This is a genomic window from Paenibacillus sp. tmac-D7 (genome assembly GCF_006519665.1).
GTDB classification, from domain to species: Bacteria; Bacillota; Bacilli; order Paenibacillales; family NBRC-103111; genus Paenibacillus_G; species Paenibacillus_G validus.
The window spans coordinates 1-15354 of the sequence record NZ_VIDW01000013.1 but is presented as its reverse complement, the minus strand read 5'-3'; the positions used below and the strand labels follow the sequence as shown (position 1 = coordinate 15354).

Sequence of the window (15354 nt, the reverse complement as noted above, 5' to 3'; positions counted from 1 at the left end):
AGTGAACGAACATGAAGGTCAATCAAGCTGAGTTTATTATCAGCGCGGTTGGTCCGAGTCAGTACCCTGTCGATGCCTTGCCGGAGATTGCTCTGGCAGGGCGTTCTAATGTAGGGAAGTCCTCTCTGATTAACCGGATGATCAACCGCAAAAATTTGGCAAGAACAAGCTCGAAGCCTGGAAAAACCCAGCAATTGAACTATTATCGCATTAATTCCGATTTGTATTTCGTTGATTTGCCGGGTTACGGGTACGCTCAAGTGTCCAAAACCGAACGTGAGAAATGGGGCAAGTTCATCGAACAATATTTAATGCACCGCGAGCCGATGAAGCTGCTGCTGCATATGATTGACTTGCGCCATCCGCCTTCCAAAGACGATCAGGCGATGTACGCTTGGCTGAAGCATCACGGGGTACCGATCTGCATCGTCGCGACGAAGGCAGACAAAATACCGAAGGGCAAGTGGCAAAAGCATATCAAGATCATCAAGGAAACGCTGCAGGCGGACAAGTCCGACCCGCTCGTGCTGTTTTCTTCGGAAACCGGCATGGGCAAAGAAGAGCTGTGGAGCGTGATCGAGCAGCGAATCGGTTATGCTGCGTCCGGCGAGCAGGCGGATAAGGCCGGGAACGCCGCTGACAAGGACGAAGTCAAAGAACCGTCTATCGACGGCGAGTAGAACGAAGCGTATCCTCGTACCCGTTATAAACAAAGCCTCTTGCCGCTACATGGCCGGGGGCTTTTTGGCCTATCCCGGGCCAAGAGTTTTGGCCGTGCCCGTTCCTTACATCAGGGAGCGAACTGCGGAACATCGATAGGGAACTCGAGTTTTTTGAACATTCCGTCGTCTTCCTCACGGGAGAATGGATTATTTTCTGAATTCTGGCGAAAAACACAATTCGTCTAGCAGGAATATTAAATAAATATGTAGTATAATGTATATAGAGCAACGAAAATAATCACAAGCAGCATGGTTCGAAATGGTTCGAAAAAAATGAATCGAGGGATTTTTATGGCAAATAGGTTAGCGACTGAATATGTCAAAACCTGCCTACAGTTAACGGAAGCCGAAATGGACAGCTTTATTCGGATGTTCAAAGATCATGGAGCTTCTATGCAAGTCAAAGTACTCGAAAACGGAAATCAAGAGGTGGTATTGCAGGATGACGCGGGCGAAGAAATCGTCCTGTCGTTCGAACGAAAAATGAACTTGTACGTGTGCCAAGGAACCTGCCGCATTCATAACAAAAACATCGTCAATTTGATGCGAAAAGCAGTGTCTGTCTTCAAAGGCGATGCTATCGTTCACCGGATTTACACGGGCTACACGATGGTTTATACGTACAAGCAAGGCGCCGTGGTAAAGATTACGGAAAATACCGAAACGTCCGAAAAAATCGTTTACGAATACCGCGATACGGCCGGCCAGTTGGAGCGGTTGTATAACAAAAACGAAGTGGAAGCCGAGATCGACGCTATCCGGGCTCAAATCAACAGCTTGCTCGATTTGAGAAACGAGATCGCAGAGAACGGCATCCGCGAACATATCGACGGCCGTTTGCACAAACTCACACACCGACTGTTCGTACTTGAAGCTTAATATACAGGATTGGCCGAGAGCCCGATTCCCTGGCGCACACAGCAGGGGATCAGGGTTCTTTTTTTTATTCAGCTCAACCGTGCATAAGCGGGCTAGTTGGCGGATTCCGCGGCGATCACACCGCTCAGGGCATCGAATACAGGGTGTCATGCGCAGAGGAAGCGGGGACATGGAAATAATCTTCATAAAAAAAGTATTGCATTTCTGTTCAATAGATGTTATTTTTATTCTCGTTGAAAACAAAATAGGAACCAGGATTCACTCAGGACATTGAATGTTGCGAGAGATTATTCCCTCGAGAAGTGAATGACGTAGGTCCTAGCGGATGAAATTTTCAAAACATTTTATTCCTAGGAAGGGGGAACCGAAAGATGGAATACTCAACTTTCGGAAGACACGTAGCTGTAGACACTTGGGGAGTCGATTTTGATCTTCTCAACAATGCAGAATGGTTGCAGGCGCAAATGGTAGAAGCTGCTGAGGTATGTGGAGCAACTGTATTGTCGGTACAATCCAAACAATTTGAACCCCAAGGAGCAACAGTTCTCGTATTGCTCTCGGAAAGCCATCTCTCCATTCATACGTATCCTGAGAAAGGATTCGCGGCCCTTGACTGTTACACCTGCGGTGAAACGGTTGATCCACAGCTCGCAATCGAGCATATGCTGTCCGTTTTGAAGCCTGAGACGGTTCATGCGAAGAAGCTGGTTCGCGGGATGGGCGAGCTGCAAGTTGAAACACCGGTTCTGAAGCAAGCGCAATTGGTTAAATAATAAGGCAATGCATATATGGTAACCTCGGAGGTTAAATTCCGAGGTTATTTCTTTTTCGCTTGGCCCATACAATCTCAGAGAAGGCTTGTATGGGCATCGGCGCCTGTTGTCCGGTGCGGGAAAGGTGGAACCGGTAAATGAAGCGGCAGCGAAAAAAATGGTTTATGTACGCCGTCGTGGGCGTCCTTGTATTATGGTCGGGGCTGCAAATCGTCGAGCTGGCCGGCCGCGGGACGCCAGTGGAGCGTGCGGATAAAATGCTGTATCAAGTCGCGCGGTTTCAGATGGAGCTGCTCGGCAGTCATTTGACGGAAAGCGCGAAAGCGAAAGATACCGACGGGCTCAATTCATTGCGGCAGGCGGCGTATTCCGCGGCTTACGCGCACGAGCATCTGGTGTTAGCCTACGGGGAAGGCAAGCTGGCGAAGCTGGAGGCGCCCTCGAAGCTGCTTCAATATTTGGTGCGGCTTCAAATTGCCGGAACGCGCCCTTTGAAAGCCGATGAGCAGCAGACACTTGCCGAAGCGGCGCGCGGCTTCGCGGCGTTGTTCGCGGCTTACGGCAGCCTGATGTCGCCGGGCGACGCGGTCGTCAGTTCGCAGAACACCAAGCTCACGGAAGCCGACAAGGCGCTGGCGGAGCTGCTCGACCGGAAGCTGCTGCCCTAGAGATGTAATATGCGGTGGTCGGGTACATAAGAATTAACCGTCAGAAGTATAACGGAACGATTTTCCGTTGAAACTAAATTGGCAGAACTGTCCTTCAGGCTGTGGCTGTAATAAAATCTTCATAAATAAGATCGAAGTATCAAGTATCGTATGGTATAATAAATTGAAATTTATAGAGGGGGAGGCAGGTGAACCAGATGCATATCGTCGTAGCGGGCTTGAATTATCGTACGGCACCGGTGTCGATTCGTGAAAAGTTTGCATTCGTCGACGGAGATTTACCGTTAGCGCTGCAGGAGCTGAAAGCGACCAAGAGCGTGATGGAATGCGTCGTTGTGGGCACCTGTAACCGGACGGAATTGTACGTGGCGGTGGATACGCAGCACTTATGCGGGCACCATTTGCGTGCCTTTCTCGAGAAATGGTTCAACGTGCCCAAAGAGCAGTTCAACAAGCATTTATATATTTATGAGAACGAGATGGCCATCCAGCATTTGTTCCGGGTGACGAGCGGTCTCGATTCCATGGTTATTGGCGAGACGCAAATCTTGGGGCAAGTGCGGGATGCCTTCCTGCTCGCTCAGCAAGAGAAGACGACGGGCGTTCTGTTCAACACGCTGTTTAAGCAGGCGATCACGATGGCCAAGCGGGCGCATACGGAAACGGGCATCGGCGAGAATCCGGTATCGGTCAGCTACGCCGCGGTTGAGCTTGGCAAACGAATTTTCGGCAGCTATGAGAACAAGAACGTGCTGATCGTCGGCGCAGGCAAAATGAGCGAGCTCACCGTCAAGCATCTCGTCAGCAACGGCGCCAATAAGGTGACGGTCGTCAACCGTACGTTAACCCGTGCTCAAGAGCTTGCGGAACGGTTCCGGGGCGTAGCCAGTACGATGGACAAGCTGCTTACGCATCTGGAGGATGCCGACATCGTAATCAGTTCCACCGGTTCCGCAGGTTACGTATTGAAGTCGGAGCAGGTGTCCTGTATTTTGCAGCGGCGCAGATCGCGACCGCTGTTCATGATCGATATTGCCGTGCCGCGCGATTTGGATCCGCGTCTCGGGGATATGCCGAATGTGTTCCTGTACGATATCGACAACTTGCAGTCGCTTGTCAATTCGCACATGGAAGAACGCCATAAAGCGGCGGTGAAAATCGAAGAGATGATCAAGGCCGAGATAGCCGCATTCGAGCAATGGTCCAAAACGCTGGGCATCAGTCCCGTTATCCAAGCGCTGCAAACGAAAGCGTCCGCGATCCATGAGGAAACGATGGACAGCTTAATGAAGAAGCTGCCGGAGCTCGACGAACACGAGCTGAAGGTTATACGTAAACTAACGAAGAGCATTGTCAATCAAATGCTGCGCGATCCCATTGTCCGCATCAAAGAAATGGCTGCCGAGCGTCACGGGGATGACGCGCTGGACATGTTCACGAAAATTTTTGCTTTGGAAGAGCAATTGGAAGGGCAAAAGCGGGCGGAGCAGGAACTGCGGCAGCGGGAAGCCGAGGCGGCACAGGAGCGGGCGAAAGAGGAACTGCTTGCGAAGGTGCGGCATGCGGTGCCTGGCGGCGATGCTCTGGCCAAGGCTTAACCGGAAAGGAAGACCATGGTCACGCAAACCTGGTTTTACGATGCGATACTGTATATTTATGCCCTGAGCCTCTTGTTTTACTTCGCGGATTTCAGCAATCCGAACCGAAGTGCGAAACGGATGGGGACAGGGTTGCTTCTTTTTGTATGGGTTTTGCAGACGATTTATTTGGTGTACAGCCTGACCTCACATCTCAGCTTGTCGGCGTTCTCGATGTTTGAGACGCTGTTCATATTCGGGTGGCTCCTTGTTACCGTGTCGCTGGCGATGAGCCGGTTTTTTCGAATCGAACTGTTCGTGTTTTTCGTCAATGTGTTCGGATTCGCCATGCTGGCTCTGAACATCTTCAGCAAGCCGGGCCTGGCGCCAACGTTGTCCCGTTGGAATGTAACGGACGAGCTGCTATTCATACATATTACGCTCGCCGTTACCGGGTACGCCGCGTTTGTCGTATCGGCCGTGTTCTCGGGCATGTACTTGTTTCTGCACCGCAAGCTCAAAGAGAAGAAGTGGACCCAGCGCATGCAGCGGCTTCCCAGTCTGGAGAAGATGGATCATTACGCGCTTGTTTCGGTAGTGATCGGGGCCCCGCTGCTGCTCTTGTCCCTCTCGCTGGGCATTGTGTGGATCGCGCTGCAGGGCGATTACCGGTTGTTCTTCGATCCGAAGGTGCTGAATTCCTGGTTCGTTCTGCTCGCCTATGTATTTTATATGTTTCAGCGGCTGTTGTTGAAAGCCCCGGGCAACCGTTTGGCGGTATGGAACTTGGCGGCCTTCGCCATTACGCTGTTGAACTTCGTGCTGACCAACTATTATTCGACGTTTCATCAATGGTCGTAACGGAGGGATGCGGCGGTGAAAACGTATTACCCGATTATGCTTGATCTGGAAGGAAAGCCGTGCTGTGTCGTCGGCGGCGGTCGGGTGGCGGAGCGGAAAGCCAGAGGTCTGCTGCAGGCGGGCGCGGCCGTGACGATGATTAGCCCGGCCTTCACGCCGGAGCTGGACCGACTGGCGGCCGCAGGCGACGTTCATGCGATTCGCCGGCCGTACGCGCCCGGCATGGCGGAAGTGCGGTCCGCGCAGCTGCTGTTCGCGGCTACGAATGACGCCGCGGTCAACGCCCTTGTGTGCGAGGAGGGCCGCTCGCTCGGCATTTGGGTTAACGGAGCGGGCGATACGGATCACGGCGATTTCATCTTGCCGGCGACGGCGCGGCGCGGGCGGCTGACGGTCGCGGTCTCGACGGCAGGCGCCAGCCCCGGCTTGTCCCGGCTCGTGCGCACGGACATCGAGCGCCGGCTGGATCAGGACGGCTATGCTCCGTACGTAGAGCTGCTGCACGAGCTGCGCCACACGCTGCAGGAGCTGGTGGCGGACTCCGGCGAGCGGCAGGCGATGTTTCGCGCCATGCTGCAGTGGGAGCTGCTTCCGCGCCTGCGCGGAGAAACGGAGGTGCCTGCCGGGCTGCGGCAGATGCTGCTGCACGAGGTCAGGCAGCACCCGACGCTCTCGGGCATCCGGCGAATCGGCGAGTCGCTGCTGCGGCTGGACGAGGGAACGTGACGTTACAGAATCGAATGAATTCACTAAGCTAGGGAGTTAACCATATGCGCAAAATTGTAGTGGGAACACGGCAGAGCGCGCTTGCTTTGACTCAAACCGGACAGGTGGTTGAGCATTTGCGCAAGCTGTGCGAAGATAACGGCATCGAAGCGGAATTCGAATTGAAGAAAATCGTGACCAAAGGCGACCGGATTCTCGACGTGACGCTTTCCAAAGTGGGAGGCAAAGGGCTGTTCGTCAAAGAAATTGAACAAGCGCTGCTCGACGGGGATATCGACTTGGCCGTTCACAGCATGAAGGACATGCCGTTCGAGCTGCCTCCGGGCTTAACGGTCGGCGCAGTGCCGGAGCGGGAAGATCCGCGCGACTGCCTGATCATGCGCGACGGGTACGGCATCGACGACTTGCCGAAGGGAGCGAAGGTCGGAACGAGCAGCTTGCGCCGGGCCAGCCAACTCCAGCATTACCGCCCGGATCTGAAAATTGAACCGGTGCGGGGCAACATCGATTCGCGTCTGCGCAAGCTGGAGACGGAAGGCTTTGATGCTATTTTGCTGGCAGGCGCGGGGCTGCACCGCATCGGCTGGAGCGACCGGATATCGGCCTATCTCGATCCGGAGCTTTGCTTGCCGGCGGTCGGCCAAGGGGCGCTCTGCATCGAATGCCGGGACAACGATCCATTCATTTTGGATTTACTGGCGAAATACCGGCACGAGGCGACGACGGTCGCCGTTGCGGCCGAGCGCAGCTTCCTGGGGAAGCTCAACGGCGGCTGCCAGGTGCCGATCGGCGCGTACGCCAAGCTGACCGGCGAGACCGGTCGCGACGGGCGGCCTCAAATCGAGCTGACCGGGATGGTCGGTTCGCCGGACGGCGCGAAAATTCTTAAAGATACGCAGCGTGGAACCGATCCGGAGGCGCTCGGTTTAGGGCTGGCGGAATCGTTGCTCGCCAAAGGGGCGGCGGAGCTGCTCGCTGCCGTTCAGGAATAACCCGTTCGTACAAGGACAAAGAATGCCATGGGATAGAGAGATTCGGATTCGGAAGTAAGGGGAGAAGCGGTATGAGTAAGGCGAGCGTGTATTTGGTTGGAGCTGGACCCGGGGACCCTAAACTCATTACGCTGCGCGGCCTGGAGGCGATCCAGCGCGCGGACGTTGTCGTGTACGACCGGTTGGCCAATCCGCGGCTCTTGAGGCATATGAAACCGGGTGCGGAGAAAATTTTCGTCGGGAAGCTGCCCGATAAACATATGCTCAAGCAGGAAGAGATTAACCAGCTGCTCGTGGATCTCGCCCTGCAGGGCAAGACGGTTACGCGTCTTAAAGGGGGAGACCCGAGCGTGTTCGGCCGCGTCGGCGAAGAGGCCGAGTTGCTGGCGGAACACGGCATCCGGTACGAGATCGTACCGGGCATTACGTCGGCCATTGCGGTTCCGGCTTATGCGGGCATTCCTGTCACACATCGCGACTTCACTTCGTCGTTCTCCATCGTAACCGGGCACGAGTACAAGAACAAGACGTATTCCAACGTGAACTGGCCCAATTTGGCGCAGGCGTCGGGTACGCTCATCTTCTTAATGGGCGTTGCCAACCTCGAGACGATTTGCAAGAGCCTGGTTGAGGGCGGAAAGCCGGCGGATACGCCGGTCGCGCTTATTCGCTGGGGAACCTGGATGGAACAGGAGACGTTGACGGGCACATTAACCGACATCGTCGAGAAGGTGCGCGCCGCAGGCTTTCAATCGCCAGCCGTTACGATTGTAGGCCAGGTGGTCAAGCTGCGCGAGAAGCTCGCCTGGTTCGAAACGAAGCCGCTATTCGGACGGCGCATTCTTGTGACCCGGGCGCGCAGTCAAGCGAGCGAGCTGGTTGTCCAGATCGAAGAGCTCGGCGGCGAAGCGGTCGAGTTTCCGGTGATCCGCACCCAGCCTTCCAGCCGCCCGGAGGCGCAGCAAGCGCGAGACGCCGCGTTGAACCGTCTGGGCAGCTTTGATTGGATCGTGTTCACAAGCGTTAACGGGGTGGATGCGTTCTTTGAGCGGTTGAAGGAATTGCGTGTGGACATTCGGGCCATGGCCGGGGCGCGTCTCGTTGCCGTCGGACCGAAGACGGCCGCCGCGCTGGAGGCGCGAGGCTTGCTGGTCGAGGCGATTCCGCCGGTGTTCCAAGGAGATGCGCTGCTGGAGTCGTTAGCGCCGCAGCTGAAGGCGGGCGAGCGGGTGCTGCTCGCGACCGCGGATATTGCGAGAACCTACTTGCCCGATAAAATGCGGGAGATGGGCCTCGACGTTACCAAAATCGATATCTATGAAAACGTGCTGGAAACCGAGGGAGGCGACGAGATCGTCGACTTCCTCCGGAAAGGTCAGCTTCATATCGTCACGTTTACGAGCTCGTCTACGGTCACCAACCTGCTGGAAGCGCTGAAACGGCTTGGGGTAGAGTCGCCGCTTGAGCTGCTGCAAGGCTGTAAAATCGCCTGTATCGGGCCGATGACCGCACAAACGGCCGAGAAAGCCGGCTTGAAGGTCGATTATTTGGCTAAGGAAGCGACCGTTGACGCGCTCGTTCAAAGCTTGTACGCCTAAAAAAATGGCATAAGGCCGGTCTTGTTCAGGCCGGCCCGCCCAAATCCGCAAGGAGGTAACAATCATGGGTTTTCCGATCGTTCGTAACCGTCGTCTGCGCACGTCGGCGGCTATGCGGAATTTAGTCCGCGAGCATGCCGTTACGGCGAACGACTTGATTTATCCGATTTTTGTCACGCACGGCACGAATGTGAAAGAGGAAATCTCCTCGATGCCGGGCGTATATCACTTGTCGCTGGATCGGCTGGAGGAAGAAATCCGCGAGGTCGTCTCGCTGGGCATCCAGGCCGTGCTGTTGTTCGGCGTTCCGCATGAGAAGGACGCTCACGGGAGTTCGGCTTACGATCCGAACGGGATCGTCCAGCAGGCGACGCGCCAAGTGAAGGCATGGGCGCCGGATCTGCTCGTGGTCGCGGATACGTGCTTATGTCAATTTACGGATCACGGCCATTGCGGCGTGGTGCATTACGACGAGGCCAAAGGGCGGGCCGACGTGCTGAATGATCCGTCGCTCGAACTGCTCGTCAAGACAGCGGTATCGCAGGCCGAGGCCGGCGCGGACATCATTGCCCCGTCGAACATGATGGACGCCTTCGTCTATGCGATTCGCCAAGGCTTGGACGAGGCCGGTTATGAGAACGTGCCGATCATGTCTTACTCCGTCAAGTACGCCTCTGCGTTCTACGGCCCGTTCCGCGACGCCGCTCATTCCGCTCCGCAATTCGGCGACCGCAAAACGTATCAAATGGATCCCGCTAACGCCCGGGAAGCGCTGCGCGAAGCGGACAGCGATGTGGCGGAAGGCGCTGATTTCCTGATGGTCAAGCCGGCTCTGGCTTACATGGATGTGCTGCGGATGCTGCGCGACCGTTACGATTTGCCGCTTGTCGCCTACAATGTGAGCGCCGAGTATTCGATGGTGAAGGCAGCTGCCGCTCAAGGCTGGATTGACGAGCGCGCGATCGTCTTGGAGACGATGCTCGGCTTCAAACGGGCCGGCGCCGATCTGATTATTACTTATTTTGCGAAAGATATCGTCCGTTGGCTGCAGGCATAAAGGCAAGAAGCTTAAACCCGAGCCGTTCCGACGGCATTGCGTCCTGATTCCTTCCGGGAAATCAGGACTTTTTTTGCAGGCAGGTTACGCCTGATGTCAAAGATTTGTCGGAAACAACCGGATGATTTCCGTTGTTACCCGGTTCCAAATAGGGCATAATGATACTTAGACTATGGAAGTATACGGAAAAGAGGTACGGGAATGAGTTACAACGACTTGTTTATTCGCGCATGTAAAAAGCAGCCGGTCGATAGGCTGCCGGTATGGTACATGCGCCAAGCGGGCCGCTATGACCCGGATTACCGGAAAATTAAGGAGAAGTACAGCCTGCTCGAAATTTGCACGCAGCCGGAATTGGCCGCGGAAGTGACGATGATGCCGGTGAAAAAGCTTGGCGTCGATGCGGCGATCTTGTATTCGGACATCATGAATCCGGTCGCGTCCATCGGCATCGACTTTGACATTGTCAAAAATATCGGACCGGTCATCCATAACCCGATCCGTACGGCGGCGGATGTCGAGCGGCTTCGTCCGATTCAAGTGGAGGAGCACCTGCCGCATATTTTGCGGACGATCGAGCTGCTTGTCGCGGAGCTGGAAGTGCCGCTCATTACGTTCGCGGGGGCGCCGTTTACGATCGCCAGTTATTTGATCGAAGGCAAGCCGTCCAAAAGCTATATTCGCACCAAAACGCTGATGTACAGTGAACCGAAAGTGTGGTTCCAGCTGATGGATAAGCTTGGGGACATGGTCATCACGTATTTGAAGGCGCACGTCGCCTCCGGGGCTAAAGCGTTCCAGTTGTTCGACAGCTGGGTGGGCGCGTTGTCGCCGGTCGACTTTCAAACGTACGTGCTGCCGACGATCAAGCGTATTTTCGATGAACTCAGCCACCTCGATCAGCCGAAAATTTATTTCCCCGGCGTCAGCTCGGGCGAACTGCTGCCCACGCTCCAGGGTGTCCAAGCCGACGTGATCGGACTCGATTGGCGGGTTTCGATTCCTGAAGGGCGGCGGCGGTTAGGCAGCCGTTATGCGGTGCAGGGCAATCTCGATCCATACGTGCTGACGGCGCCGATGAGCGTCATTCAAGAGCAGACGAAAGCCATTATCGATGCGGGCATTGAAGAGCCGGGCTACGTGTTTAATCTGGGACACGGCTTGTTCCCGGAGGCGTCGCTCGAGAAACTGAAGGAATTGACCGACTTTATTCATGCGTATTCCAGTCAAGCGATTCAACAACGCGGCACATTGAAGCAGGAAAGCGGTGTATAAGATGAGCGAGAACCGGATTCAACGAATCGGCGTGCTGGTGATGTCTTACGGAACGCCCGAGAGCATCGATCAGATCGAAGCGTATTATACGCATATTCGCCGGGGCCATGCGCCGACGCCCGAACAGCTGCAGGATTTGAAGGATCGTTACGAAGCGATCGTCGGCGGTGTATTCCCTCTGCGCGAGAACACCGACAATCAGGTGAAGGCGCTGGAAGCGCGTTTGAACGAAAAATATCCGAACATCACGTTCGTCTGTTACCAAGGGCTCAAGCATGCGTCGCCTTTCATCGAAGACGGCGTAGAGCGGATGGTGCAAGACGGCATTACGGAAGCGGTGGGCGTCGTACTGGCGCCGCATTATTCCGCGATGAGCGTCGGCGGTTACATCAAGCGGGCGCAGGAGAAAGCGGATGAGCTCGGCTTGAACATCGCGTTCGTGCGCAGCTATCATCTGCATCCGAAGCTGATTGAAGCGCTGGCGCTGCGGGTGGAGGAAGCGTTGGCCCGTTTTGAGGTGCCGAAGGAGCGGGTGCAGGTGCTGTTTACCGCGCACAGCTTGCCTGAGAAAATACTGGAAATGAAGGACCCTTACCCGGAGCAGCTGCTCGAGACGTCGAGGGCGATTGCGGACAGAACCGGCATTACGCAGTGGCAATTCGGCTGGCAAAGCGCAGGCCAAACCGGCGTACCGTGGCTCGGACCGGACATTTTGGATGTCTTGCGTTCGATCAAGCAGGAAGAACGCGCGCAGCATGTGCTCGTATGTCCGGTCGGCTTCGTGTCCGACCATTTGGAGGTCTTGTACGACCTTGACATCGAAGCGCAAAAAGTAGCGCGGGAGCTCGGCATTCAGCTGGAGCGGACGCGTTCGCTCAATACCGATCCGCTATATATGGAGACCTTGAGCGACGTCGTGTACGCCCTCGCCCGGAAGGACTGACACCATGGACACCAAACCGCATGTGGTCGTCATCGGCGGCGGGATTACCGGACTAAGCGCCGCTTATTATTTAAAGAAGCAGATGGAAGAGACCGGGCAGGCTTGCCGGATTACCGTCATGGAGAAGAGCGACAGATTCGGCGGCAAGATCAGCACGCTTCGGCGGGACGGCTTCGTCATCGAGAAGGGGCCGGATTCCTTTCTCGCCCGCAAGCCCGCGCTGGTCGAGCTGGCGCGCGAGCTGGGACTCGAGGATCAATTAACGGGAACGAATCCGAATGCGAAAAAGACATACATTTTATCGCGGGGCAAGCTGCACCGGATGCCACCGGGCTTAATGCTCGGCATTCCGACTGAAATTATGCCGTTTATGCGGACCGGCCTGCTTTCGCCCGCAGCTAAAGCGCGTGCGGCGCTTGACCTGGTGCTGCCCAAACGGACGGCGGACGAAGACGAATCGCTCGGCCACTTCCTGGAACGCAGGCTCGGCTCCGAGGTGCTTTCGCAAATCGCCGAGCCGCTGCTGGCCGGTATTTATGCCGGGAACACGTATGATTTGAGCGTGAAGGCGACGTTCCCTCAATTTCATAGCATCGAGCAAAAACACCGCAGCCTGATTCTCGGGATGATGAAAAACCGGAAAGAAGGCGGCGAGGAAAGCCGGACGCTGCCGGAATCGGCGCGGAATACGACGTTCCTCACCTTCAGAGAAGGATTGGAGACGATCGTACACGGTTTGTTGGATGCGCTGGACAACGTGCGTTTCGTGAAACAATGCGGCATTGCCAAACTCGAGAAAGCGGCGGACGGACGCGGTTACCGGCTGACCCGCGAGGACGGCGAGATCGAGGAGGCCGACGGCGTCATCCTGACGCTCCCGGCTTACGCCGCCGCCGATCTGCTGGCGGCTTCGAAACCGGAAGCGCAGGAGCTGCGGAAGGTCGACTATGTATCGGTCGGCAACGTCATCCTTGCTTATGATGAGAAGGATATGAAGCGGGAGCTGGACGGATCCGGCTTCGTCGTGCCGCGCAGGGAAGGGCGCTTCATCACGGCCTGCACCTGGACCTCGAAGAAATGGCTGCACACCGCTCCTGACGGCAAAGCGCTGCTGCGCTGTTATGTCGGCCGCTCGGGCGACGACCGCTGGCTGCACATGTCCGAGGACGAAGTCGTCCGGGCGGTGCGCCAGGATCTGAAGGCGACGATGGGCATTACGGCCGAGCCGTTATTCACGGAGCTGACGCCGCTGATGCACTCGATGCCGCAATACCCGGTCGGCCATCTGGATCGGATTCGCCGTATACGCGAAGGATTAGCGAAGCGGATGCCGGAGGTGCTGATTACGGGAGCCGCGTTCCACGGCGTCGGTCTTCCCGATTGCGTGAAGCAGGGCAAAGAATCGGCGCTGGAGCTTTCCCGGCTGCTTAAAGAAAAAAGCCCGGTGTGAGTACCGGGCTTATCCGCGAAGTTTGGCCAAATCCAATAGGATATCGTTCCCTGCGAGCGCGAGAATTTGCTTTTCTTGAAAATCCCGGCTCGGTTTTTCTTCGTTTTCAAGCATATTCTAGTAAAGGTGTGGATGGAATGAACGAACCGCAACAACGCTTCGCAGCGCGCTCCGCGACAGCTTTTGAGGAAGCGAAACAAGTTATCCCCGGCGGAGTCAACAGCCCCGTCCGCGCATTTAAATCAGTTGGATTGACCCCCCTCTTCATGAAAAAAGGGGCCGGCTCCCGCGTTACCGATATCGACGATAACGAATTTATCGATTATATCGGCTCTTGGGGACCGCTTATTCTCGGTCATGCGAAGCCCGAAGTCGTCGAAGCGATTAAACGGGCGGCGGAGCTCGGCACGAGCTTCGGCGCGCCGACCGAGCTGGAAACGGAAATGGCCAAGCTGGTGGCGGCGCGTATCCCGTCCATTGACCTGGTGCGCATGGTCAGCTCCGGTACCGAAGCCACGATGAGCGCGCTGCGGCTTGCGCGCGGTTATACCGGGCGCAGCAAGATCGTGAAATTCGAAGGCTGTTATCACGGCCATGCCGATTCGCTCTTGATCAAGGCGGGCTCCGGCGTTGCGACGCTTGGTTTACCCGATAGTCCGGGCGTACCGGAGAGCATTGCCGCGAATACGATTACGCTGCCGTACAACAACCTGGAGGCCGTCCGGTTGGCGTTCGAGCGATTCGGGGACGAGATCGCCGCGGTGATCGTTGAGCCGATTGCCGGTAATATGGGGGTCGTGCCGCCTGCACCGGGCTTCTTGGAAGGGCTGCGTGAGGTCACAAAGGCGAAGGGCAGCCTGCTTATTTTCGATGAAGTGATGACGGGCTTCCGCGTCGGCTTGAACAGCGCTCAAGGGCTGTTCGGCATAACGCCGGATTTGACCTGTTTGGGCAAGGTGATCGGCGGCGGACTACCGGTTGGCGCTTACGGGGGCAAGCGGGAGATTATGGAGCAGATCGCCCCGGCAGGGCCGATTTATCAGGCAGGCACGCTGTCGGGCAATCCGCTGGCGATGGCGGCGGGTTATACGACGCTGAAGCTGCTGGGCGAGCCGGGCGTGTACGAACAGCTCGAGCGCCGTTCCGCACGGCTGGAGGAAGGCTTCGCCGCGAATGCGCGCGAGCTTGGCGTGCCGCTGACCATCAACCGGGTAGGCTCGATGGTATGTCCGTTCTTCACGGACCAACCGGTGACCGACTACGAGACGGCCAAACGGTCCGACTTGCAGCGGTTCAACCGTTACTTTGCCGCGATGCTCGATTTAGGCGTCAGTCTTCCGCCGTCGCAGTTCGAGGGCATGTTCGTTTCGACCGCTCACAGCGAGGAAGATATTGAAGCGACGATCGAAGCGCAGCGCGAGGCTTTGAAGCGGTTATAGTCGCAAAGCGGAGACTCGCGGTTAACGGAACCAGGAGGCGCTGAAGTCCTTGAGTGGGGAAAGCGCAAGAGGCCGGAGCGAGCTTCCCGGCTCCCGCCCGGGCTTCGCAGCTATAGGTTCGAACAAACGAAAGCCCATCCGGCGCAGGTCCGGATGGGCTTTGCTTTGCTGTTATGTATCGTACTTTATGGCGTCTTAATAGGCTCTGCAGCCGTTGCTGCCGGTGCAGGCGTCGCTGCCGGCGTTGTTGCGGCGTCGCCGGCTTCCACCGGCTTGGTCGCTGTCCCGCCGCCGTCGGGCGCGATTGGCTTAGCCGCCGAAGGCGCGGGCGTCGAGTCCGTTGACGGGGCAGCGCCGGCGCCTGCGGGCTTAGGCGCCGTACCGCTCCCGCCGG

The 15354-nt window shown here is 56.5% G+C and carries 14 protein-coding genes and 1 pseudogene; 14 read left to right on the top strand and 1 reads right to left on the bottom strand.

All coding sequences use genetic code 11. The annotated features are described in order from the left end of the window. Positions 1–11: 11 nt before the first annotated feature. The 14 genes from yihA (at position 12) to hemL (ending at position 14960) form a co-directional block, all read left to right on the top strand. Positions 12–680: a ribosome biogenesis GTP-binding protein YihA/YsxC gene (gene yihA / locus FKP33_RS11265; RefSeq protein WP_127607775.1), complete on the top strand. Its 669-nt coding sequence runs from the start codon at positions 12–14 to the stop codon at positions 678–680. 333 nt (positions 681–1013) lie between these two features. Beyond that, positions 1014–1601 carry a non-ribosomal peptide synthetase module gene (locus FKP33_RS11260; RefSeq protein WP_174817579.1) on the top strand — a complete coding sequence of 196 codons (588 nt, stop codon included), beginning with the start codon at positions 1014–1016 and terminating at the stop codon, positions 1599–1601. A 371-nt stretch (positions 1602–1972) separates the two neighbouring features. Further along, positions 1973–2374, top strand: a complete 402-nt coding sequence (gene speD / locus FKP33_RS11255; RefSeq protein WP_054796898.1) for an adenosylmethionine decarboxylase — start codon at positions 1973–1975, stop codon at positions 2372–2374. Positions 2375–2511: 137 nt separating this feature from the next. Next, positions 2512–3042, top strand: a complete 531-nt coding sequence (locus FKP33_RS11250; RefSeq protein WP_127607776.1) for an S-adenosylmethionine decarboxylase — start codon at positions 2512–2514, stop codon at positions 3040–3042. A 197-nt stretch (positions 3043–3239) separates the two neighbouring features. Further along, positions 3240–4640, top strand: a complete 1401-nt coding sequence (gene hemA / locus FKP33_RS11245) for a glutamyl-tRNA reductase (RefSeq protein ID WP_054796938.1) — start codon at positions 3240–3242, stop codon at positions 4638–4640. 15 nt (positions 4641–4655) lie between these two features. Further along, positions 4656–5480, top strand: coding sequence for a cytochrome c biogenesis protein CcsA (ccsA, locus tag FKP33_RS11240; RefSeq protein WP_127607778.1), 825 nt, complete (start codon positions 4656–4658; stop codon positions 5478–5480). A 15-nt stretch (positions 5481–5495) separates the two neighbouring features. After that, positions 5496–6206, top strand: coding sequence for a precorrin-2 dehydrogenase/sirohydrochlorin ferrochelatase family protein (locus FKP33_RS11235; RefSeq protein WP_127607780.1), 711 nt, complete (start codon positions 5496–5498; stop codon positions 6204–6206). Positions 6207–6250: 44 nt separating this feature from the next. Then, on the top strand, positions 6251–7198 hold the full coding sequence (gene hemC / locus FKP33_RS11230; RefSeq protein WP_054798545.1) for a hydroxymethylbilane synthase: 948 nt from the start codon (positions 6251–6253) through the stop codon (positions 7196–7198). A 71-nt stretch (positions 7199–7269) separates the two neighbouring features. Beyond that, positions 7270–8796, top strand: a complete 1527-nt coding sequence (gene cobA, locus FKP33_RS11225) for a uroporphyrinogen-III C-methyltransferase (RefSeq protein ID WP_141335072.1) — start codon at positions 7270–7272, stop codon at positions 8794–8796. A gap of 64 nt (positions 8797–8860) precedes the next feature. Next, a complete protein-coding gene (hemB, locus tag FKP33_RS11220; RefSeq protein ID WP_141335070.1) occupies positions 8861–9853 on the top strand; it encodes a porphobilinogen synthase in 993 nt (330 codons plus the stop codon). Between the two features lie 201 nt (positions 9854–10054). Continuing rightward, positions 10055–11128, top strand: coding sequence for a uroporphyrinogen decarboxylase (gene hemE, locus FKP33_RS11215; protein WP_127607784.1), 1074 nt, complete (start codon positions 10055–10057; stop codon positions 11126–11128). Position 11129: 1 nt separating this feature from the next. After that, positions 11130–12071, top strand: coding sequence for a ferrochelatase (gene hemH / locus FKP33_RS11210; protein WP_141335069.1), 942 nt, complete (start codon positions 11130–11132; stop codon positions 12069–12071). A 4-nt stretch (positions 12072–12075) separates the two neighbouring features. After that, positions 12076–13521 (top strand): protoporphyrinogen oxidase, encoded by a 1446-nt coding sequence (hemG, locus tag FKP33_RS11205; protein WP_127607786.1) that lies wholly within the window; start codon positions 12076–12078, stop codon positions 13519–13521. A gap of 137 nt (positions 13522–13658) precedes the next feature. Then, complete coding sequence (gene hemL / locus FKP33_RS11200) at positions 13659–14960, top strand: glutamate-1-semialdehyde 2,1-aminomutase (RefSeq protein WP_127607788.1); 1302 nt, start codon at positions 13659–13661, stop codon at positions 14958–14960. Between the two features lie 185 nt (positions 14961–15145). On the opposite strand, the pseudogene FKP33_RS27130 reads toward hemL, so the two are convergent. Next, a pseudogene (locus FKP33_RS27130) lies at positions 15146–15354 on the bottom strand (hypothetical protein); the annotation flags it as partial.